The 20673-nt window shown below is 44.3% G+C and carries 30 protein-coding genes; 19 read left to right on the top strand and 11 right to left on the bottom strand.

The window, feature by feature from the left end; translation table 11 throughout:
• The first annotated feature begins 2 nt into the window (after nt 1-2).
• Together ICN15_RS05905 and ICN15_RS05900 are read left to right on the top strand one after the other, a co-directional pair.
• Entirely contained in the window at nt 3-305 is a 303-nt protein-coding gene (locus tag ICN15_RS05905) for a type II toxin-antitoxin system RelE/ParE family toxin (protein WP_216201768.1), read from the top strand.
• Nucleotides 306-608 (top strand): addiction module antidote protein, encoded by a 303-nt coding sequence (locus ICN15_RS05900; protein ID WP_216201767.1) that lies wholly within the window; start codon nt 306-308, stop codon nt 606-608.
• A 56-nt stretch (nt 609-664) separates the two neighbouring features.
• On the opposite strand, the gene adk is transcribed toward ICN15_RS05900, so the two are convergent.
• The 6 genes from adk to ICN15_RS05870 all read right to left on the bottom strand — a co-directional run bounded on the left by adk (nt 665) and on the right by ICN15_RS05870 (nt 4620).
• Nucleotides 665-1330, bottom strand: coding sequence for an adenylate kinase (gene adk, locus ICN15_RS05895; protein WP_216201766.1), 666 nt, complete (start codon nt 1328-1330; stop codon nt 665-667).
• Nucleotides 1331-1433: 103 nt separating this feature from the next.
• Entirely contained in the window at nt 1434-2189 is a 756-nt protein-coding gene (gene kdsB / locus ICN15_RS05890) for a 3-deoxy-manno-octulosonate cytidylyltransferase (protein WP_216201765.1), read from the bottom strand.
• Nucleotides 2190-2200: 11 nt separating this feature from the next.
• The gene (locus tag ICN15_RS05885; protein ID WP_216136400.1) at nt 2201-2380 is read right to left on the bottom strand and encodes a Trm112 family protein; all 180 of its coding nucleotides are present in this window, start codon (nt 2378-2380) and stop codon (nt 2201-2203) included.
• 19 nt (nt 2381-2399) lie between these two features.
• Nucleotides 2400-3467: a tetraacyldisaccharide 4'-kinase gene (gene lpxK, locus ICN15_RS05880; RefSeq protein WP_255532883.1), complete on the bottom strand. Its 1068-nt coding sequence runs from the start codon at nt 3465-3467 to the stop codon at nt 2400-2402.
• Between the two features lie 62 nt (nt 3468-3529).
• Entirely contained in the window at nt 3530-3973 is a 444-nt protein-coding gene (locus ICN15_RS05875) for a biopolymer transporter ExbD (protein ID WP_216201763.1), read from the bottom strand.
• On the bottom strand, nt 3970-4620 hold the full coding sequence (locus ICN15_RS05870) for a MotA/TolQ/ExbB proton channel family protein (RefSeq protein WP_216201762.1): 651 nt from the start codon (nt 4618-4620) through the stop codon (nt 3970-3972). Before ICN15_RS05870 ends, ICN15_RS05875 begins: the two co-directional genes overlap by 4 nt.
• Before the next feature lie 313 nt (nt 4621-4933).
• Between ICN15_RS05870 and xseA the strand changes: the two genes are divergently transcribed.
• Nucleotides 4934-6160, top strand: coding sequence for an exodeoxyribonuclease VII large subunit (gene xseA / locus ICN15_RS05865; RefSeq protein ID WP_216201761.1), 1227 nt, complete (start codon nt 4934-4936; stop codon nt 6158-6160).
• 25 nt (nt 6161-6185) lie between these two features.
• Here xseA and ICN15_RS05860 read toward each other — a convergent pair whose 3' ends face one another.
• Together ICN15_RS05860 and ICN15_RS05855 are read right to left on the bottom strand one after the other, a co-directional pair.
• Nucleotides 6186-6599 (bottom strand): type II toxin-antitoxin system HigA family antitoxin, encoded by a 414-nt coding sequence (locus ICN15_RS05860; protein WP_216201760.1) that lies wholly within the window; start codon nt 6597-6599, stop codon nt 6186-6188.
• Nucleotides 6596-6883 carry a type II toxin-antitoxin system HigB family toxin gene (locus ICN15_RS05855; protein WP_216201759.1) on the bottom strand — a complete coding sequence of 96 codons (288 nt, stop codon included), beginning with the start codon at nt 6881-6883 and terminating at the stop codon, nt 6596-6598. The genes ICN15_RS05860 and ICN15_RS05855 overlap by 4 nt, the downstream gene beginning before the upstream one ends.
• A 120-nt stretch (nt 6884-7003) precedes the next feature.
• On the opposite strand from ICN15_RS05855, the gene ICN15_RS05850 reads away from it, so the two are divergent.
• Nucleotides 7004-7276, top strand: a complete 273-nt coding sequence (locus ICN15_RS05850; protein ID WP_216201758.1) for a HigA family addiction module antitoxin — start codon at nt 7004-7006, stop codon at nt 7274-7276.
• Nucleotides 7277-7294: 18 nt separating this feature from the next.
• On the opposite strand, the gene murB is transcribed toward ICN15_RS05850, so the two are convergent.
• Complete coding sequence (gene murB / locus ICN15_RS05845; RefSeq protein ID WP_216201757.1) at nt 7295-8335, bottom strand: UDP-N-acetylmuramate dehydrogenase; 1041 nt, start codon at nt 8333-8335, stop codon at nt 7295-7297.
• Nucleotides 8336-8452: 117 nt separating this feature from the next.
• Here murB and ICN15_RS05840 point away from each other — a divergent pair, with 117 nt between their 5' ends.
• Together ICN15_RS05840 and xerD are read left to right on the top strand one after the other, a co-directional pair.
• Complete coding sequence (locus ICN15_RS05840) at nt 8453-8938, top strand: YajQ family cyclic di-GMP-binding protein (RefSeq protein WP_216201756.1); 486 nt, start codon at nt 8453-8455, stop codon at nt 8936-8938.
• Entirely contained in the window at nt 8931-9857 is a 927-nt protein-coding gene (gene xerD / locus ICN15_RS05835; RefSeq protein ID WP_216201755.1) for a site-specific tyrosine recombinase XerD, read from the top strand. Before ICN15_RS05840 ends, xerD begins: the two co-directional genes overlap by 8 nt.
• A 39-nt stretch (nt 9858-9896) precedes the next feature.
• On the opposite strand, the gene vapC is transcribed toward xerD, so the two are convergent.
• Nucleotides 9897-10301 carry a tRNA(fMet)-specific endonuclease VapC gene (gene vapC / locus ICN15_RS05830; RefSeq protein ID WP_216201754.1) on the bottom strand — a complete coding sequence of 135 codons (405 nt, stop codon included), beginning with the start codon at nt 10299-10301 and terminating at the stop codon, nt 9897-9899.
• On the bottom strand, nt 10301-10540 hold the full coding sequence (gene vapB, locus ICN15_RS05825) for a type II toxin-antitoxin system VapB family antitoxin (RefSeq protein ID WP_216862801.1): 240 nt from the start codon (nt 10538-10540) through the stop codon (nt 10301-10303). The genes vapC and vapB overlap by 1 nt, the downstream gene beginning before the upstream one ends.
• A 95-nt stretch (nt 10541-10635) precedes the next feature.
• On the opposite strand from vapB, the gene plsY reads away from it, so the two are divergent.
• The 13 genes from plsY to ICN15_RS05760 all read left to right on the top strand — a co-directional run bounded on the left by plsY (nt 10636) and on the right by ICN15_RS05760 (nt 20648).
• Nucleotides 10636-11271 (top strand): glycerol-3-phosphate 1-O-acyltransferase PlsY, encoded by a 636-nt coding sequence (gene plsY / locus ICN15_RS05820; RefSeq protein ID WP_216201753.1) that lies wholly within the window; start codon nt 10636-10638, stop codon nt 11269-11271.
• The gene (locus ICN15_RS05815; protein ID WP_216201752.1) at nt 11268-11639 is read left to right on the top strand and encodes an MAPEG family protein; all 372 of its coding nucleotides are present in this window, start codon (nt 11268-11270) and stop codon (nt 11637-11639) included. The genes plsY and ICN15_RS05815 overlap by 4 nt, the downstream gene beginning before the upstream one ends.
• An 80-nt stretch (nt 11640-11719) precedes the next feature.
• On the top strand, nt 11720-11971 hold the full coding sequence (locus ICN15_RS05810) for an antitoxin (protein ID WP_216201751.1): 252 nt from the start codon (nt 11720-11722) through the stop codon (nt 11969-11971).
• A gap of 1 nt (nt 11972) precedes the next feature.
• Entirely contained in the window at nt 11973-12380 is a 408-nt protein-coding gene (locus tag ICN15_RS05805) for a type II toxin-antitoxin system VapC family toxin (protein WP_216201750.1), read from the top strand.
• A gap of 43 nt (nt 12381-12423) precedes the next feature.
• Nucleotides 12424-13209, top strand: a complete 786-nt coding sequence (locus ICN15_RS05800; RefSeq protein WP_216201749.1) for a GTP cyclohydrolase I — start codon at nt 12424-12426, stop codon at nt 13207-13209.
• Nucleotides 13210-13218: 9 nt separating this feature from the next.
• On the top strand, nt 13219-13452 hold the full coding sequence (locus tag ICN15_RS05795) for a hypothetical protein (RefSeq protein WP_255532882.1): 234 nt from the start codon (nt 13219-13221) through the stop codon (nt 13450-13452).
• 178 nt (nt 13453-13630) lie between these two features.
• Nucleotides 13631-13909 carry a high-potential iron-sulfur protein gene (locus ICN15_RS05790; protein WP_216201748.1) on the top strand — a complete coding sequence of 93 codons (279 nt, stop codon included), beginning with the start codon at nt 13631-13633 and terminating at the stop codon, nt 13907-13909.
• A gap of 221 nt (nt 13910-14130) precedes the next feature.
• Nucleotides 14131-15606 carry a mannose-1-phosphate guanylyltransferase/mannose-6-phosphate isomerase gene (locus ICN15_RS05785; RefSeq protein ID WP_216201747.1) on the top strand — a complete coding sequence of 492 codons (1476 nt, stop codon included), beginning with the start codon at nt 14131-14133 and terminating at the stop codon, nt 15604-15606.
• Nucleotides 15607-15696: 90 nt separating this feature from the next.
• Complete coding sequence (gene gmd, locus ICN15_RS05780) at nt 15697-16836, top strand: GDP-mannose 4,6-dehydratase (protein ID WP_216201746.1); 1140 nt, start codon at nt 15697-15699, stop codon at nt 16834-16836.
• Between the two features lie 20 nt (nt 16837-16856).
• Nucleotides 16857-17831, top strand: a complete 975-nt coding sequence (locus ICN15_RS05775; protein ID WP_216201745.1) for a GDP-L-fucose synthase — start codon at nt 16857-16859, stop codon at nt 17829-17831.
• A 42-nt stretch (nt 17832-17873) separates the two neighbouring features.
• Nucleotides 17874-18746, top strand: a complete 873-nt coding sequence (locus ICN15_RS05770) for a phosphotransferase (RefSeq protein WP_216201744.1) — start codon at nt 17874-17876, stop codon at nt 18744-18746.
• A gap of 17 nt (nt 18747-18763) precedes the next feature.
• Entirely contained in the window at nt 18764-19819 is a 1056-nt protein-coding gene (locus ICN15_RS05765) for a hypothetical protein (protein ID WP_216201743.1), read from the top strand.
• A 46-nt stretch (nt 19820-19865) separates the two neighbouring features.
• Nucleotides 19866-20648: a hypothetical protein gene (locus tag ICN15_RS05760; RefSeq protein ID WP_216201742.1), complete on the top strand. Its 783-nt coding sequence runs from the start codon at nt 19866-19868 to the stop codon at nt 20646-20648.
• Nucleotides 20649-20673 lie beyond the last annotated feature (25 nt).

The raw sequence follows: 20673 nt of genomic DNA, 5'->3' as shown, positions 1-20673 counted from the left end.
CAATGTATGAAATCAAGAAAACAATTGAATTTGAGGTTTGGCTTAACGCAATTCGTGATGCTTTGACTCGGGGGCGATTGTTGGCAAGATTACGAAGGGTTGCCTTAGGAAATCTTGGTGATGTAGCTCCAATATCAGATTCAAATGGAATATGGGAAATGCGCGAACATTTTGGTGCCGGCTACCGGATGTACTATTTGCGGAATGGAAAAGCAATAATCATCATGTTAAGCGGTGGCTTTAAAGCAACTCAAAAGCTCGATATTAAGAAAGCGAAGAAGATGCTTCTAACGATGGAGTGTTAAATGAAAAATACCAAAAAGATAAAAATAAAAGACTTGCCTAAATTCGATGTCGTAGATTACTTAAAAACCGAGGCAGATATTGCTGGATATTTGACGGCGGTACTGGAGGATGGAGACCCCGCACTATTCGTTGCTGCAATTGGTGATATTGCTAGAGCAAAAGGTATGACCGATATTGCTAAGAAAAGTGGTGTTACTAGAGAGTCTCTGTATAGAGCCTTAAAAGTTGAAGCTCGTCCACGATTTGAAACGGTAGCCAGGGTAATACATGCCTTAGGCATGAGGTTAAGTGTTCACGCATAAATAAAAAAAGACTGCAATGCAGTCCTTTTTTTCATTCACAAGTAGTGGAAAATAAATTATTTCAATTCTGCAAAGATGGAAGCAGTAATGTCATCTACGTTTCCAGTGCCACTAACTTTACGATAGGCAGGAGCCTTCACTTTATCAGTCACATTGCTTTGATTGGCCCAGGTGGAATAGTACTCAACCAAAGGACGGGTTTGATCATCGTATACCTGTAAACGCTTGCGAACAGTTTCTTCTTTATCGTCATCACGCTGAATCAATGCTTCGCCAGTGACGTCATCTTTACCCTCAACTTTCGGTGGGTTGAATGTCACGTGATAGGTTCGTCCAGAGGCTGGGTGTACGCGACGACCACTCATTCGATTAATGATGGCATCAAAAGGAACATCGATTTCGAGAACGTAGTCGATGGGTACGCCGGCATCTTTCATGGCCTGCGCCTGAGGAATCGTTCTCGGGAAACCGTCAAATAAATAACCCTTACCGCAATCAGGCTGAGTTAGGCGATCTTTAACTAAACCAATAATGATGTCGTCAGAAACCAGGCCACCCGCATCCATAATTTTTTTGGCGGCAATGCCAAGTTCAGTACCTGCTTTTACGGCGGCGCGCAACATATCGCCGGTCGAGATTTGTGGAATGGCAAACTGTTTGCAAATGAACTGAGCCTGTGTTCCTTTGCCAGCACCTGGTGCACCGAGCAGAATCAACCGCATTGTTTTCCCCTTAGAAGAATCTCATTGTCCCGTATTTTTTCGGGATCTCTAGTATCGAACCCTAGGATTATCCCCGAGAAGTCTTCAGGGTCAAGATTTGGGTTTATCCGGCTAAGATGCGGCGGACTCGCTCCAGGTCTTCGAGGGTATCAACCCCAGCTGGCGGGGCTTCGCCGGTAGTATGTACAGCAATACGATACCCATTCCAGAGGGCGCGCAACTGCTCTAGTGCCTCTGCTTGCTCTGGCGGTGCTGGTTCGAGACGGATATAGGCTTCAAGAAAATCTACTCGGTAGGCATAAATACCTAGGTGGCGCAAATGCATTGTGTTCTGAGTGGATGCTGGATCGCGCACAAAAGGAATGTCCGCTCTTGAAAAATATAGCGCCTCACCAAGGCGGTTGAGGACGACCTTCACTACGTTGGGGTTGGTTATTTCTGCAGCATGAGTAATGGGTACGGCAATAGTAGAGATGGCGCAAGTCGGGTTATCGGCCAAAGTTTGCGCAACTCGATTAATGAGATCTGGCGGAATCAATGGCTCATCCCCCTGAACATTCACAACCAAGGTATTAGCAGGTAGCTTTAGCAGTTGTGCTACCTCGGCAATTCGATCGGTACCAGTAGGGTGATCTGGGCTGGTTAATAAACATTCAATACGATACTCATCACAGACAGCTTGAATTTCTGGAGAGTCAGTGGCAACCACCACGCTCTGTGCTTGCGACTGTTGGGCGCGTTCAGCTACGCGAATTACCATCGGCTTGCCGCCAATATCTGCTAGGGGCTTGCGGGGCAGGCGAGTGGAGCCCAGCCTAGCAGGAATGACGACTAAAAATCCTGGGGGCTTAGCACTCATTTTTGTTTGATTTAACTGCACTCATCAGCAGAAAGGCTGCGAGCTTCATCCACTAGCATCACTGGGATGTCATTGCGAATCGGGTAAGCTAGTCGATCCGCTTTACAGATCAGTTCGTGCTTTTCAGAATCTAAATGCAATGTGCTTTTGCATAAGGGGCAAACCAAAATCTCTAGTAATCGCTTATCCATATTGGGTCTTTGCTATCTTTTATAAGGTGTATTGATTCGGGTCGGGTCTTTGCAAAACCGATTGCAGCCATTCTGCCAAGGCGTTTGGAATCTCTAAAGTCATTGGAACAACCCAAATCCGTTCATCATTTATTAGAGAACATTTTACGGCATCCTTCTCTGTAATCAGAATGCATTCAGCTTGAATGGCAGAGAAAAATTCTGGGGTGTAGCTCGCATGATCGCCTAAACCAATGCATTTACCTGCAATGCCGTGTCTGAGTAAATCATCAAAAAAACGTTGTGGATTGCCAATCGCAGCGACGGCAGTTATTTTGTTTGGGAGATAAGTATCAGCAATGGTCGCGAGTGATTGAGTATTGCTTTGATTGATTAGTTGATAGGATGCGCTTAATTGACCGTTCAGCGTGAACGCTCGGCGTCCGAGAAAATATTCCTCGCTATGACTATTAGATGGACCCATGCCACTCATGAGGGTTGCATCACGCTCGCGAGAAGCTGACTCTCGTAATGGCCCAGCAGGTATTAAAAAACCATTCCCTTCCCCACGTTGATCACGGACCACTAATTCAATATCGCGGCCGCCTTCTCGGGCCGGCCAACGGGCTAAGCCCCGATGTTGTAGACCATCATCACTGATGATGACGTTTACTGAGGGGTCTTGTTTAAGGAGCGAGCGAATGCTCTGTACCCGCTTAGGGTGCACCCAAACTGGAAATTGATCCTGTGTTCGCTTGGCAATTAAGGTCGGTTCATCGCCTGCTTGCGATGGATCAGAGTGACTAAACACTTGGATTGGCAGTGGCGATGAACTCGCTCCGTAACCTCTACTGATGATTCCCGGTTTCCATCCCATGCTTGCGAGGCGCTCTGCCAAAGCAATCACAATCGGTGTTTTACCTGTGCCGCCCACGCGAATATTACCAACAATAATGATGGGCACTTTTTGGATATTTCTTTTCCTGAAGTCAAGCTCATTGATTAGATTCAGGACATGATTGATTTGACCGTATACCCATGACAGTGGCCAAAGCAAAATACTCGTCGGCCCGCGCCGCTCCCAAAACCGTGGGGCATTATTTAGCAAGGAAGATCGCCTTCGGGATTGCTTGTCGGGTCGCATCGGAAATCATTTGCGTTGATTTTGATTTATTTCTTGGTTTGACTACTAAAGACAATATTTGATAGGTTGGCGTCGCGCGCTGCCTCTAGGGCGCTCATGACCGCCTGGTGTGGTGCTCTAGCGTCTGCATCAATATTTACTTGGATATTCATGTCTGTATTCAGGTTACTCAAGAGATTGCTTAGCTGTGTTCGATCAGCCCCCTTTCCATTAATTGCAAAACGTCCGTCACGACTCACAGCAATATGAATTTGCTTCACCTCCACTTGGCTTGCTGCACCATTGGCAGTGGGCAATGTGATAGCTAATTCTTGGTAGCGCGTAAAAGTAGTAGAGATCATGAGGAAAATTAAGACCACTAACAACACATCAATAAAGGGAATGAGATTGATCTCGGGCTCTACTGACTGGGATTTCACGCTAAGGGAGAAGCGACCATGGCGCTGAAGGCTGTTATTTAGCCAACTCATTTTGTATCCGCAGTATCGGCGTGCTGCGAGTAGAGCTTTTTAAATAACTGACGGGTAAATTCTTCGCACTCATGCTGGCGTTGATTGGCCATCGCTCGCAAACCGCGCCATGCTGCTAAAGCTGGAATGGCGATCAATAGACCAAATGCGGTGTTGTACAGGGCAACTGAAATACCATGCGCCAATTGCTGAGGACTGCCTGCACCACCATTGATGGCGCCTTGACTGCCAAAAATCTCAATCATCCCAACTACGGTACCAAAGAGCCCAAGCAAAGGGGCAACAGTAGCAATGGTGGCGAGTGCGCCTAAATAGCGTTCAAGCTTCAACCAGCTTGTCTGTGCGCTTGCTTGCAATTCCTCAAGAGCGGAGTCGGCACTGCTACCAGTCAACTTTTCGCGCAACGCACAGGCAAAGAGGGGTCCCACGGGCGAAATCTGGCTAATAGAGCTGATTTCAGCCTCAGACACGGTTTTATGTAGGGAAATCGTATTGGCTAGTCCAAATACCGATTCCAGGCTATCTTTGGGAAAAATATGAATTTGGCGCAAATACCAGGCGCGTTCAATGACGATCGCAAGACCGATAATGGAGATAATGAGTAGAGGCCAGATGGGCCAGCCTGCAGACAGTAAGATTGAGTACATAGCTCAGTACTTTAGCTGAATTAAAAACCCATATTCTGAAAGTCATCCTGTGGATAACTCTGTGCAAAACTTTTCAACAGGCATCTTGTAAGTCTTTGATTGATGGTAAATGGGTCTGTTTTTGAGTGGAATGAGTAAAAGTAACACATCAAAATACTTTATACAAATCAAATACTTAGATGTGAAATTTAGGATTTATAAGCTGTTTTGGGTCAGTAATTACTTACTTTCTTATGTGTAAGCTCAGTTGAACCCGTTTCTGTGGATATGTATTGGCCTGCAAGCCTAATGCCTGTGTAGAAAAAGAGAAAAAATGTCGGAAATATCAAGAGAAATTCTGAGTGTTGGCGATCTCAACCGCGCCATTGCTAGCTCTTTAGAGGAGCGCTTTGATACCCTTTGGGTTAGCGGGGAGATTTCCAATTTCAAGGCTTATGACAGTGGGCACTGGTATTTTTCTCTTAAAGACGAAGAGGGGCAGATTCGTTGCGTGATGTTCCGGGGTCGCAATAGCCAAGTCGGCTTTATGCCCCAATCTGGGGATTTGGTGGAAGTCGCTGCCAATCTCGGGTTTTATGTCCCCAGAGGAGACATTCAGCTGACGGTGCAAAGTATGCGTCGTGCAGGGGTGGGCGGCCTCTGTGAAGCGTTCTTGAAACTCAAGGCCAAACTAGCAAAAGCGGGGTTATTTGATGCAGAGCGTAAACGCGAGATCCCGACCCATCCAAGATCGATTGGCATTATTACCTCGCCACAGGCTGCAGCTTTAAAAGACGTCCTAAGTACCTTAGCGAGAAGAGCGCCGCATATCCCCATAGTGATTTACCCAACGCTTGTGCAGGGTCCAGATGCCCCGAGCGGAATTATTGCTGCACTCAAAGCTGCTGAACAAGAACATGCAGTCGATGTCATTTTGCTAGTGAGGGGTGGTGGCAGTATTGAAGACCTTTGGGCATTTAATGATGAACAGCTGGCTTACGCGATCGCTCAGTCACCCATTCCCACGGTAAGTGGTGTGGGCCATGAAACGGATGTCACGATTGCTGACTTTGTTGCTGACTTGCGCGCACCCACTCCAACGGGTGCAGCAGAATTAGCTGCTCCTCGGCGCGACCAAATGTTGCAAGAGTTAGACGCTATTAAGCAGACTCTCTTGCAAAGAGTAAATCAACGCATTGAACGAGATGCGCAAACATTGGATCAATTGGCTTTACGTCTGAGTCATGCTTTACCCAATCCCGATCGCATGCGCGAGCAAATTCAAGGTTGGCAGAAGCGACTCAACCAATCATGGCTAGTGCAAGTGGAGAATTGGAAGCGCGATCAAGGCCATTTCCAATCTCAGTTAGAGATGCTCAATCCACAAAGAACCTTAGAGCGGGGCTATGCAGTGATTCTGATTAATAGCAAAAAATCTCAGGAAGAGAACGCAATGCATGCAGTACGCAATCCACAGGAGCTTAATACGGACAGCGTGTTTGAGGTGCGCTTGGCAGAGGGGCAGGTAGAGGTGGAGTTTTTGAGAGTTACGGAGGACTAGCCTAGCCTATTCATTTAGATTTTAATTAATAGGCTCGTTCAAAAAATACTCCCGCCGGAACATTAAAGCGTTTTGCCAAAGAATTAATTTGGCGCACATTCAGTTCACGAGCGCCAGAAAGAATTTGAGAGACAACGCTTTGATTGCCGACCTCAGGTAAATCGGATTGCTTGAGACCATGCTCTATCATTAAAAAAGAAAGAAGTTCTCTGGGGTTGGTATCGGGTACATTAAAGTGCTCCAGATCATAAGCTCGAATTAACTCGCTTGAAAGTTCAAATACATTCAGTAGAGGATGCTTTTTGGATGAGCCGATGACATCACTCAACATATCTGCGAGTTCAACCATTTTCCGATATTGTTTTTCAGAATGAATTGGACTAAGGTCGACCGTCTTTTCAAGGGCTTCCCAAGCTTTTTGAAGATCATTAAGGTTCATTTTTTCCATCCTGCTTTGTCGTAGTCTTTATGAGTTAAAACAGCCTTTACATAACAGATCTGCCTTTCAAAATGGAGATATGCTACGAGGCGATATTTATTTCTACAAATATTAAATACATATAAATCTCGCACCTTGTCTACCGATGCAAAAACTTGCTTCACTTCAGCAAAGTTCTTAAAGCAACTAAATTCCATTAGTTTTCGCCAAGCCTGAAGTGGCTCCTGAGAGTCTTTAAATTTAGCTGAAAATTCAAGTAGGCGACGATTGGTAATTACTCTCATGGAACCATTATATTGCAAATTGCAATATATCAGAATGGTAAAAAATAGCCTTACTCTTATCGGTGACTATTAAAAAAACTAGAATTGCACCACTCACCCTAAAAAAGACACAAGGAAAAAATGTACCACCCACCACATCCAGGCTCGACAATTAAAGAAGATATTCTCCCTGCCTTAGGTGTAACCGTAACTGAGGCTGCAGAACAGTTGGGCGTTACGCGCGTTGCACTTTCCCGTGTAATTAATGGAAAGACTGCTATTTCTCGGGACATGGCCTTACGGATTGAGAAATGGTTGGGCGTCAAAAATGGTGGTAGAGCAGAGGTCTGGTTGAACCAGCAGGCTAGATTTAATCAGTGGCAAATAAAGAGAATGGACCCCAGGAAGCAGTAGTACTAAGCAAAATTTTATTTACAGAATATTTGGCTCGATTTCAAGTCGCACACTGAATTTGCCTAAAACTTCTTCCTGAATATTTTTTGCTAAATTCAAAATATCAGTCGATGTCCCACCACCGTGATTGACCAATACTAGAGCTTGCTTCTCATAAACACCTACCGGGCCAATACGCTTACCCTTAAACCCGCATTGATCAATAAGCCAGCCAGCAGCGAGCTTGCGTTTACCCGCGACATCTGGATAAGACACGAGCTCTGGAAATTGCTTCATGAGTAATTCATATTGAGTATCAGAGATGATTGGGTTCTGGAAAAAACTACCCGCATTGCCAATCACTTTGGGGTCAGGCAATTTTTGTGATCGGATAGCGCAAACCGCATCAAAAATTTGCCGAGCACTTGGGTTTGAGTTTGTATCCTTAAATTGCTTTGCCAGATCCGCGTACTGCAAGCGTGCTTGCCAAACTTTCGGGAATTTAAACACGACCTTTGTCACGATAAAGCGATTGGGATTTTGCTTGAAGTAGCTATCGCGATAAGCAAACTGGCAGGCATCTTGCGGGAGGGTGACAAAGGCATGGGTCTTTGAATCAAATGCCTCGATATATTCTATATATTTCCCTACTTCAACTCCGTAAGCCCCGATGTTCTGAATGGGCGCGGCACCCACGGTTCCCGGTATGAGCGCGAGGTTTTCCAGTCCTAGGAGTTCGTGCTCTAGAGTCCAAGTAACCAAGTCATGCCAATCTACTCCAGCACCAACGGAAAGGTAGGTGGTTTGAGCATCTGACTTAAGGACTTCTTGACCAAGAATGTTAATAAGTAGAGTTGCTCCAGGTAAATATTCTGGGAGGATCACGTTACTGCCGCCCCCTAATGCCCGCCAGCCCAGTTTTTTCTCCTCAAGCTCTTTTATGAGGGTGGGTAATTGATCGGGAGAGGTAATGTCGTAGGCAAGCTCGGCCGTGGAATCCAGGCCAAAGGTGTTCCGGTGCTTGAGACCCATATTGAGTATCAATTTTGCTGGACTGGGCGCAATTTTGGCTGAGTTCATGCCACAATCTTATTCGTGTTCAAGTTTCTGATGACCATTTTCAGAAAATCTTGAAAAAAAGCACTGCATGCATTGCATTTGCAAAGTTGATAGCCTAGATTATTTAAGGAGTTAGAGATGCCCTCATTTGACGTTGTTTGTGAGCCGGACATGATTGAGTTGAAAAACGCAATCGAGCAATCCAATAAGGAAATCACCAATCGTTTTGACTTTAAAGGCTCTGATAGCCGAGTGGAGCAAAAGGATGAGACCCTTATTTTGTTTGGTGATGATGATTTCAAATTAGGTCAAGTGCGTGATGTGCTCTTTGGCAAGATGGCTAAGCGCAATGTGGATGTCCGCTACCTTAAAGATGATAAAAAAGAGACTATCGGCAGTGATAAGCGTAAGCAAACAATGAAAATTCAAAAAGGAATTACTTCAGAGTTGGCTAAAAAGGTAGTGCGTATCATTAAAGACAGCAAGATTAAAGTGCAGGCCAGCATTCAAGGCGATGCAGTGCGCGTCACAGGCACTAAGCGCGATGATTTGCAAGAAACCATGGCATTGCTAAAGAAAGAAGTAAGCGAGGCACCATTGGGCTTTAATAACTTTCGTGACTAATGCAGTTTCAATCAGCATCCTGCCGACAAGTCAAGAGGCTATCGAACGCTTCTGTGATGCTTGTTGGTTGGAAGACGGGTTAGCGCAAAACAGTTTGTCCGCCTATCGCCGAGACCTTTTACTATTGGCCCAGTGGTTGCAAAAAGAATCGGGAGTTGATCTTTACGGCGTTACCGAAAAAGATCTCACAGCGTATATTGCGCATCGCCGTGCAGATAAAGCGACTACCGCAAATCGTCGGTTGACAGTGTTCAAGCGGTTTTATCGCCATGCGCTCCGCATGAATTTAGTCAAAAATGATCCTTGTATTGGCTTGCGTGCTGCTAAGCAGGCATTACGCTTTCCGAAGACCTTAAGTGAGAATCAGGTCACTGCCTTATTAAATGCACCTGATGTTGAAACCTCTCTGGGATTAAGAGATCGCACTATGTTGGAGTTGATGTATGCCAGCGGTTTGCGTGTATCCGAGATTGTGGCTTTGAAGACGGTTGCCCTGGGTTTGAATGAGGGAGTAATTCGGGTTGTGAATGGCAAGGGTGGTAAAGAGCGCTTAGTACCCTTTGGTGGTGAGGCAGGGCAGTGGTTGCGTCGTTACCTAGCAGATGCCAGAACACCATTACTTGAAGGTAAGACTTCGGATGCCGTGTTCATCGGGCGGCATACCGGCACAGGACTCACCCGTCAAGCCTTTTGGGCCTTAATCAAACGGTATGCCACGATTGCCAATATCCCTGTGGCCTTATCCCCGCATACCCTGCGGCATGCTTTTGCTACTCACTTACTAAACCACGGTGCCGATCTAAGGGTAGTACAGCTACTGTTAGGCCACGCTGACATCTCTACCACTCAGATCTACACCCATGTGGCTAGAGAGCGTCTCAAATCGATTCATCAGCAGCACCATCCCAGAGGTGCTTAAACTTAGTATCTGGGGAAAGCCTACAGTTCAGTTCTGAGTTTAGGTCTCAACCCAGTTCTCTAATGCAAGATTTGCAACCCTTTTAAATTCACGCAAATTATTCGTTACTAGAATGAGGCCTTGGCTAATCGAATGTGCTGCAATATGAATATCATTCTCACCAATAATTTCACCTTTTCTCTCTAATGTCGCTTTAATTTGGCCATAGTGTTGAGAGGCCTTAGCGTCATAAGGGAGGACATCTAGATGGCTAACGAATTCTTCAATTGCCTCTAAATTCTTATCCACATTTAGACTCTTCTCTGCGCCGTAAATTAACTCAGATAGGGTGATGCTGGAGATTGCCATTCGACTGGCATTGATATTGAAAATATTCAATACTTCTGCTGGCCTGCGTTTAAGTACGTAAATAACAATGTTGGTATCAAGTAAATACTTGAGCATTACAGACCTTCTCGCTCTACTGGTTTTTGTTCCCCACGTTCATTCATAAAATCATCTGATACAGATGGCCCGTTTAGGAAAAAGTTATCCCAGGTATTTTCAAGTGGCGTAATGATTCGTTCCCGACCGCGAATACGGACAATGACTTTTTTCACCTCATCTGGCAAACGGGCTTCAGCGGGCAATCTAACTGCTTGACTCCGATTGTTGGTAAATACCGTAGTGATTGCTATGGACATGGCTTGCTCCTTATGTATATAGCAATAGTATATAGCAATTTGGACTGTTTAACAACCCAAAAATAATTACCCTGATAAGTGTTTAAGATAGCACCATGAATTTAACCTTAGATCTTTTGCTCATCCCTATTGCCTATCTCATTGGTTCTATTTCTTTTGCGGTGGTGGTGAGTAAGTGCATGCGCTTACCCGATCCCCATTCCTACGGTTCTGGCAATCCTGGCGCTACCAATGTGCTGCGTACTGGTAACAAGCTAGCCGCTGTTCTCACGTTGATTGGGGATGCCTTAAAGGGGTATTTGGCAGTCATGTTGGCCCGAATTCTTTTGGGTGATGCATCGTTGACTTCAACCCTCAATTCTTGGCTTTTATGCGGAGTGGTGATCGCTGTGTTCTTGGGGCATCTATTTCCGATATTTCATGGCTTTAAGGGCGGTAAGGGCGTGGCTACAGCCTGCGGTATTTTGTTCGGTATTAATGGGATCTTGGGTATTGCCACTTTGGGCACTTGGATCATTGTTGCCCTGTTTATGCGCTACTCTTCTCTAGCGGCATTGGCTGCAGCAGTCTTTGGTCCAATTTATTTCGTGTTCTTATTTGGTTTTCAGCCAATGGCAATTGCTTTGACATTTATATGCGCGCTCTTGATTTGGCGTCACCGCAGCAATATCCGTAATTTGATGAATGGCACTGAGTCGCGCATTGGGGCTAAGAAAAAAGGGCAGTCATGACTATCGCATATTGGTGTGTGTTGTTTATGGGGCTATTACCTATTGTGGCAGCAGGTATTGCCAAAGCAGGATTTAAGGATTTTGACAACGGCATGCCACGACAGTGGCTGGCGAATCAGACGGGCTTTCGGGCGCGAGCCAATGCAGCTCAAGCCAATCTATTTGAATCTCTCCCTTTATTCTTTGCCGCAGTCATCATTGCGACGATCGCTCATGCGCCTCAAAACAGGATTGACTTATTAGCTATTGGATTTGTAATAGCGCGGATTGCCTTCCTGATTTGCTATCTGGCGAATTGGCCTACAACCAGAACAGTCATTTGGACTGCTGGCTTCATTTGTGTGGTGGCGATCTTCTGTCAGATTTAGGTTTTTCCTGCTTAATTTGCTGAAATACAGAATGTAATATATCATTGCTACATTACACTTTATTGTGCGAGGCAAATGAGATGACCAGTATTGCTAAGCTATTCATGAGTGGGCGAAGTCAAGCAATTCGCTTACCCGCTAAATTGCGCTTTCAAACCAGCCAGGTCCGCATTGAGCAGGTCGGAAATGCTTTGTGGATCACACCAGACCAGCCGCAGGAGCAAAATTTAGGCAAATGGCTGTCCACCTTTTATGAGCAAAACGAAGCATTGCCGAAAGATTTTTTAGCCAATAGAGAAGATTCCCCTGCGCAAGAGCGGGACTGGACTTAATTTGACTCAGAAACAAAAAACATTTGATACTAATATTTGTAGTTATGTTTTGAGGCGTCATCCCCAAGAGATGCTCAATCGTTTTTCCAAATTGAATCAAGATGAAGTGTGGTTATCATCCATCGTTGCGGCTGAACTGCGTTTTGGTGTTGCTAAGCTAGCTTCTCCTCGATTTAGCGCGGCAGTAGAGGCGTGGTTGGATGGCTTTGAAATACGACCCTGGCCAGTTGAAGCAACCCATCACTATGCGCACATTCGTTGTGAGCTCGAAAAAATGGGCCGACCCATTGGGGGGATGGATTTAATGATTGCCGCTCATGCCCAGTCAGAGCAAAGTACTTTAATTACCAACAACGCACAAGAATTTAGCCGCATCTCCACTCTTTCTGTTGAAGAGTGGAAGTTGTAAATCCTGAACTTTTAATTTATTACTCTGATGAGTCAAGCAATTCATGCTAACTAAAAAAATAAATCCTAAGGCTGCTACAAAAAAAACACCAGCAAACAAGGCGCTGACAAATAAAGCGCCTACCAAGAAAGCAATTGAAAAGAAGGGTGATGGCGGCACCCCTCTGTCTGTCGTGATTCGTCGGCGTATCGAGGCACAAAAAGCCCGCTTTCATGCAAACGACAATATCTCCGCTTTCATCAAACCAGGAGAATTAGAGGGTTTAGTGGATGAAGTGGCGCAAAAGATGCAGGCCGTTCTCGAGAGCTTAATAATCGATACTGAGAGCGACCACAATACCCAAAATACAAGTCAACGCGTTGCAAAAATGTTTGTTAAGGAAGTATTTAATGGCCGTTATGTTGAGCAGCCGACCTTAACCAAATTCCCGAATGTGAGTCGCTTAAATGAGTTGATGATCATTGGTCCGATTACGGTTCGAAGTGCCTGCTCCCACCACTTTTGCCCCATCATGGGTCGTATTTGGATTGGCGTATTACCGAGTAAAGATTCAGCCCTCATTGGTTTATCGAAGTACTCCCGCTTAACGGAGTGGGTCATGTGCCGCCCCCAAATTCAGGAAGAGGCGGTAGTAGAGTTGGCCGATATGCTTGAGAAAAAAATCAAGCCCGTCGGTGTTGCTATCGTCATGGATGCGGACCACTTCTGCATGCAATGGCGTGGAGTCAAAGATCGTGATTCGAAGATGGTCAATAGCGTAATGCGCGGAGCATTCTTACAAGACTCTAATTTGCGTCGGGAGTTTTTATCACTGCTTGATAAAAGATAAAATTATTCAATGAGCGATTTAGCTTCACTTCACACCATGCTTAAAACTGCCTTTAGCTTGTTAATAGTCGCTAATTTATTTGCCTGCTCGCTATATCCTGATGTCAATAGCGATCCCGCTAAAAATAATAAAGCTACCTTTCAGCGAGATGCCATAGATTGCGCTCAGTCCTATCCAGAGTCTGGGTCCGGGGTGAATATTAAGCAGCGAATTGCATGTATGAATCTCAAAGGTTGGCATTAATCCACCCCCAAGATTTATCGCACCGACCACCTGATTCAACATTTTCTTCTTTGAGAACAATTCTCAACAAAATAGTGAATCAAATCAATGGCTTAAAGTGCCAATTGTCGATAAATTTGATCTGCTCTATGATCCTCTCAGATACAAATTTTGTTTTATTTCACCCTCTGGAGTTCATATGAAAAATAGTCGTCGCCAATTTATGATTTTGTCCGCTGCTGGTGCTTGCACCTTGGCTTTGAACGGTAAAGTTCAAGCTCAAGCTATGGTTGCTGAAACTGACCCACAAGCTAAGGCTTTGCAGTATGTTGCCGTTTCCAAAGTTGCCGGCAAGCAGTGCAACAATTGCGCTCTTTACCAAGGTAAACCAGATTCAGCTGCTGGTGGCTGTTCTTTGTTTGCAGGTAAGCAAGTGGCTGCTAAAGGTCATTGCAGTGCTTGGGCCAAGAAGGCTTAATGCCTCTCTAGCTTAACTGTGTTGTCAAAAAAGACCGCTTAGCGGTCTTTTTTGTTGCCAGGCTCCTATTTTTTTGATGTTGATTACGGTCATAATGAAATCCTCCAAAACTTTTGGTGGGACTGTTTGGAGGTAGTACTTTTCCTGATAAATAGGGTTAGATTTCATAAACCTTTAAAATTGACACCAATTTTTATAAGAACGATAAATACCTTCACTATATGATTCAAGTCACCCCAGTTATTCTCTGTGGCGGTTCTGGCACTCGTTTGTGGCCGTTATCACGCTCAGGTTTTCCAAAGCAGTTTTTAGTGCTTTCTGGGGATGATGCTAGTCAAAGCCTCTTTCAAGAAGCCGTTCAAAGAATCAATGCAATTATGGGTCCTAGTATTGAGTTAGGTACCACCCTGATTGTGACCAACGAGGATCATCGCTTCTTAGCTTTAGATCAGCTCCGCGAGCTAAAAGATATTCAGTCAACTGTATTGCTGGAGTCTTCGGGTCGTAATACTGCGCCTGCATTAACTTTGGCAGCATTTCAGGCAAAAGATGGCTTGAATGACCCTATCCTAGTAATTACGCCAGCCGATCAAACGGTAAAAAATTCAGCAGCCTTTACTCAGGCTCTGCAAGATTGCATCGCTGTAGTTGCCGCTGATAGCTCGAAGCAAACCATCGCTATCTTGGGCATTACACCCACCTCTCCGGAAACAGGTTATGGGTATATTCGTCGCAATGCTGTAGTAGGTGCTCATCATGAGTATGCTGTTGAACAGTTTGTTGAAAAGCCGAATGCCAAAACAGCGCAAGCATATCTAGAGGATGGAAACTACCTTTGGAATAGTGGTATGTTCGTTTTGCGAGCAAGTACTTGGCTTGCCGCACTTAAAGAGTTTCGCTCTGATATCTTTGGCGCTACAGAAACAGCTTGGCAAGCAAGATCAACAGATCAAACGGATGTCACCACTTTTATCCGTCCAGATAAAACGTTATTCAACTCGATTCCCAGTGAGTCCATTGACTACGCAGTAATTGAAAAATGCCCAGGTAGTCGGTATTCGATCAAGATGGTTGAGCTTGATGCTGGCTGGAATGATCTAGGCGCTTGGGATGCAGTTTGGCAAGTGGGCAAGCAAGATGAGAGGGGTAATGTCACCAGCGGCGATAGTCTGTTAAGCAATACAAATAACTCATTAGTACATGCTAGCAGTCGCTTGGTGAGTGTGGTTGGCGTAGAAAATCTCATTATTGTTGAGACGGCCGATGCAGTTTTAGTAGCTGATCGTAAAAATAGCCAAGACGTAAAGCACATTGTTAATCAGTTGGAAGCGCAAAAACGCGAAGAGAAAAATCTACATCGAAAGGTTGCTAGACCTTGGGGGTGGTATGACAGCGTTGATGAGGGAGAGCGTTTTAAGGTAAAGCGTATTCAGGTAAAGCCGGGCGCAAGTCTCTCGCTACAAATGCATCATCATCGCGCAGAGCACTGGATCGTTGTCAAGGGTATCGCTGAGATCACCAATGGCGATCAGGTAATCACACTCACTGAAAATCAAAGTACTTATATTCCGCAGGGACAAACCCACCGATTAGCCAATCCTGGGGATACCCCTCTAGAGATTATTGAGGTGCAGTCTGGTAGCTATCTTGGTGAGGATGACATTGTACGTTTTGAGGATACCTATGGACGTAGCTAGAGAAGATGTAAAAAGAGAATATAAAACTGAGAATATAAAACAGAGAAGTAGTGATTAAACATTTAGCAGATAGAAGAAGTTAATAACAATATGACTAATCCAGTAAAGCATCAAAAAGTCGCTCTCATCACCGGCATCACGGGCCAAGATGGTTCCTATCTAGCCGAGTTTTTACTAGAAAAGGGCTACATCGTTCATGGGATTAAGCGTCGAGCATCTTCATTTAATACGGAGCGGATTGATCATTTGTATCAAGATCCCCATGTAAATCACCCTGATTTGATTTTGCACTACGGTGACTTAACAGATACCAGCAATTTGGTCCGCATTATTCAAGAATGTCAGCCTGATGAAATCTATAACTTAGGCGCACAAAGTCACGTCGCGGTTTCATTCGAATCTCCTGAGTACACTGCAGATGTTGATGCTATGGGACCGCTCAGAATGCTTGAGGCTATTCGTATTCTGGGCCTGGAGAAAAAGACACGCTTCTACCAAGCATCCACTTCTGAGCTTTATGGTTTAGTGCAAGAGATTCCACAAAAAGAAACCACCCCCTTTTATCCTAGAAGTCCTTATGCAGTAGCAAAGATGTACGCTTACTGGATTACCGTGAACTATCGTGAAGCTTATGGCATCTATGCCTGTAACGGAATTCTCTTTAATCATGAGTCCAAGCGCCGCGGTGAAACCTTTGTCACCCGCAAGGTAACGCGTGGTTTAGCCAATATTGCCCAAGGTCTTGAGAAATGCCTATTCATGGGTAATATCGATGCACTACGTGACTGGGGCCATGCAAAAGATTACGTGCGCATGCAATGGCTAATGCTGCAGCAGGATCAGCCCGAGGACTTTGTGATCGCTACTGGAGTGCAGTTCACGGTTCGTGAATTTATTACCCGTAGCGCCAATCAACTAGGCATTACCCTCAAGTTTGAAGGTACTGCAGAGAATGAAAAAGCTATTGTTGCCAGCATTGAAGGGGATAAAGCACCAGCCTTAAAAGTAGGTGACGTGATCGTGCAAATTGATCCTCGTTATTACCGCCCAACAGAAGTGGAAACACTTTTGGGTGACCCTACGAAAGCAAAAGAAAAGCTCGGTTGGGTTCCAGAGATCACGCTAGATCAGATGATTGTTGAGATGGTAAGTAATGACTTAGATCGGGCTAAGCAACATGCACTTTTAAGCAAGCATGGTTACTCGGTAGCGGTTGGTAAAGAAAATTAACAAAAAAAGAATTAATAAAAATGAGTGCGCCAACTAATTTGAATGAAAAGATCTATGTGGCTGGCCATCGAGGCATGGTGGGATCTGCAATTGTGCGCAATCTCCAAGCGCTAGGTTATGCCAATATTGTCGTCAGAACGCACGCTGAACTGGATTTAACTAATCAAGCTCAAGTAGCTGCATTCTTTGAGGCTGAAAAGCCAGATCAGGTGTATTTAGCTGCAGCTAAAGTGGGCGGGATTCATGCTAACAACACGTATCCAGCAGATTTTATTTATGAAAATTTAATGGTGCAAAACAACGTCATCCATCAAGCTTTTCTCAATGGAGTGAAAAAATTACTCTTCTTGGGTTCAAGCTGTATTTATCCAAAGCTTGCATCCCAACCCATGGAAGAGGGCGTCTTACTGACTGGAAAGCTGGAGCCAACCAATGAGCCTTATGCAATTGCGAAGATTGCAGGTATCAAAATGTGTGAGAGCTATAACCGTCAGTATGGTCAGAGTCATGGCGTAGATTACAGATCAGTGATGCCCACTAATCTGTATGGACCTGGTGATAATTACCACCCTGAAAATAGTCATGTTGTACCGGCGCTCATTAGACGGTTTCATGAAGCCAAAATATCCAATGCGCCTGAGGTGGTCATTTGGGGCACAGGCACCCCGAAACGTGAATTTCTCTATGTTGATGACATGGCTGCAGCCAGTGTGTTTGTGATGCAGTTGGGTAAAAAAACTTACGATAGTCAAACCGAGCCAATGCAAAGTCATATCAATGTAGGCTTCGGTAGTGATGTCACCATTGCTGAAGTAGCCAAAGCTGTGGGTAAGGCGGTTGGTTATCAAGGCAGTATTAGTTTTGATCCATCCAAACCAGATGGCGCTCCTAGAAAATGGATGGACTCATCTAGGCTAAATCAGCTGGGCTGGAGTCCAAAAGTTGACCTGGTAAAGGGTTTGGAATTGGCTTACAGAAATTTCCTCATTCTATGATGAGCCCAGCGGGCGTATATTGATACCCCAATGAATGCCTCCATGGAAGCTAATAATGCTTTAGAGTCTAATCCTTTTCTCGTAAGAGGCCATTCAGATTTTCAGGTAACGCGCTTATTAAATGGAAATATTAGGAAGTTATCGAACTCAAAAAATATGGTGCGTTTGAAAGCGCAATGCCAAAAGCAAAAAAACTTCATTTCGAATAACTCAGTATTCATAGTCTGCCCCGTATTAAATGAATTTGAGTCCCCCGAGGTTTACGGCTTTGAGATGCCATTTTGTCGTGGTGAAGTGGCGCCTGAGTATATTGACCGAGCCAGTCCTTTTGAGGTTCGTGGATTTATATATCAGCTAATTGCTTTGCTTGAGAGCTTTATTGCGGAGTCAGAGTTAAGGCATATTGATGCAGAAGTTATTTGGGGTAAGAGTGCTGATGTCCGCGAGCAGATCAGAGGTAATGTCAATGTATCGCCTTCAGTACTGGATTTGATTGATCAGCATATTGCGATTGTTAAGTTACATTCTAACTTTGAGCTTCCCATCGGAAAGTGTCATGGAGACCTTACCTTATCCAATATTATTTTTGATGATTTCAATGATCGATATTTCTTAATTGATTTTTTAGATACCTATATCGATAGTCCATTGCTAGACTTGGTAAAAATCTCTCAAGAAACTAGACTGCTATGGACTTCGAAATTTATGCATCAGACTCATGATTCGGCAAAATATCAAATTGTTATGAATGTGCTCGAGTCTGAGGTTCAAAAACATTTCTCGAAATATAAATGGTATAAAAAATATCAATCTATTTTTGAGTTCCAAAACTTGATCCGCCTGCTCCCTTATGCGAGCGATCACCTAATCATCGAGGCGATAGTTAAACGCCTCCATCTTTTAATTACAGCTTAACTTATCGGAGCGAATTTATGAAACTTATCCTTCCAGTGGCCGGGTCCTCAACTCGGTATCCAAAATTAAGGCCAAAGTGGCTGCTGACCCATCCTAATGGCAATTTAATGTTTCACGAGGCTTTAACTGGCTTAGATCTTAGCGAGGTTGATGAAATCGTGATTGTTTGCCGAGAAGATCATTATGAGCAATTTGAAGTTGCTCAGGTAGTGGAGCGTCAATTTGCAATCTCGCCCATAAAAGTTCCCTATAGAGTGGTTCAGGTAAGCCCAACCCAGTCTCAACCAGAGACCGTATACGCCGCTTTGAAGAAGGCGAATATTTCGGGTCCGATTTACATTAAGGATTCAGATAACTACTTTGAAGATAAGGTGATTCCTGCAAATAGAGTGGCCTCCATTAATTTAAGCCAATTAAGTTATGTGGATGCTGCAAATAAGAGCTATGTAGAATTGGATCAAAATAATCAAATCATCAATATTGTTGAGAAGCACGTCATCAGCAATACGTTTTGTGTAGGTGGGTATTCATTTCTGGATGCCAATCAATTTTGCAAAACATTTGAGAGTTTGGAAAATAGCTCCAACCTTTATGTTTCCCATCTAATCTATAAGATGCTGATGGACGGTGTGCCATTTGAAAATGGTAACGTCTCCCATTTCTTAGATTGGGGAACCCTGAAGGAATGGAATCGCTTTCGTAAGGAATATGCCACCCTATTTATTGATATAGATGGTTGTATTGTCAAAAATTCCGGTCAATTTTTTAGTCCTGTTTGGGGAGAAACTCCTGCAATTCCAGAAAATGTTGAGTACATTAATCAGCTATTTGATAGCGGCAAGGCACATATTGTCCTCTCCACTTCCAGGTCCAAAGTGTTTGCCGATGCAACACGCAAACAGCTTGATTCCATTGGCATGCGTTATCACGACATTATTTTTAATCTTCCGCATGCCAAGCGAATATTGATTAATGACTATAGTGGCTCTAATCCATACCCATCGGCCATTGCGATTAATTTGGATCGTGATAGCCAGAAATTACCCGGCCTGCTTTCTTCCATCTTTGAATAAAGAAGGCCTACCTCCAGCTAAATACTTAATCTTATAATTTTTCATTATGGCTAAAGTTTTTTCATTTCTACAGCCTATCAAGGAGCATATTAAATATCGTCTTAGATGGCGCTATCAATGGCGCACTTGGTTTCTAGAGCGTCATGCATGCCTTGGTTATGAGGTTCTGAAGTATTACGATGGCCTCCCAAAAAGAGTGAACTTTCAAAAGGGTCGAGCAGACCTGTTGGCTGAGTATTGGTTTAATGAAAGTTTATTACCCAAAAGCTCACGCTTAAGAGCATTCATGACTCGGTTTGATCTTCTCGAGCTGATTCGCCAACTTCAATTCTTTAACTGTCTACCAAGCAGGGCTCCAAAATTTATATTCATGGACTCTTTTTCGGAGTTGACTGATCAGATGTTTATCAGTCGCTCTGAGGGGTGGAGATTTTGCTGTGGCTATAGCGATGTTAGTCATGATGAAACTTTTTCAAGAGATTATTTGTGTGAGGGGCTAATCCCTGCTGAACAGCTAAAGGGCACCTATTTAAGGCTTTTTAGTATTTTTGAAAAAAGGTGGGGCGCAGTACCCATTTATTTTTTACATTTCCCCATTGCGCTTGAGACAAGAGCAGTTTTCAAAGAGCGGTACAAAGAGATCGCTCTAGCAATGGATGAGATAGCAAGGGATCACCCTCATATCTACTCAATTAAGGTTGATGAGTCCAAAGTGCAAAGGTCTATGGATGCTACTGATGACTTGAAGGACTTTCCTTATCATTACGATGAGGCAACCTATTTATTGTTTAAGAAAGAGATTGAAGAAGTGGCGCCCTTGCGCTGGTAGTATTCTTTAATGTGTTACTGATCCC

Origin of the sequence: Polynucleobacter sp. CS-Odin-A6 (genome assembly GCF_018882095.1) — a bacterium.
In the GTDB taxonomy this organism is placed as follows: Bacteria; Pseudomonadota; Gammaproteobacteria; order Burkholderiales; family Burkholderiaceae; genus Polynucleobacter.
Note: the sequence above shows the minus strand (reverse complement) of the source record. Positions and strands in the feature narration are given on the sequence as shown.